Genomic DNA, 332 nt, shown 5'->3' with positions numbered 1-332 from the left:
CCTCGATGCCGCCCAACTGGCGTTGCTGCCCGAAGCGGCCCTGGAAGTGCGGCTGCGGCTGTTGCGCGACCGCATCCACCAGGGCTGGATCCTCAACGCGCTCTGGTTGATCGACACCGGCGTCACCGCCGCGGCGCTGCCGCGCAGCCAGGCGGGGCGCAGCGTGCCCGGGATCAGCATGATCACCGACAGCGGACTCGTCGCGGCGGAGACCGCCGAGCTGGCGTCGGCGCTGCGGGCCGACCCGCCGTTGCGCGCGCTGGCCGCCGAGGGCAACCTCGCGAGCATTCGTGCGCTGTCGCCCAAGACCGCTGCCACCCTGGACGCGGTCG

Annotated in this window: 1 pseudogene; it reads left to right on the top strand. The window is 73.8% G+C overall.

From position 1 onward, the window contains the following. A pseudogene (locus KHA85_RS17545) lies at positions 1-332 on the top strand (hypothetical protein); the annotation flags it as partial.

The sequence above is a fragment of the Dietzia massiliensis genome, from assembly GCF_018390595.1.
Lineage (GTDB): Bacteria > Actinomycetota > Actinomycetes > Mycobacteriales > Mycobacteriaceae > Dietzia > Dietzia massiliensis.
Note: the sequence above shows the minus strand (reverse complement) of the source record. Positions and strands in the feature narration are given on the sequence as shown.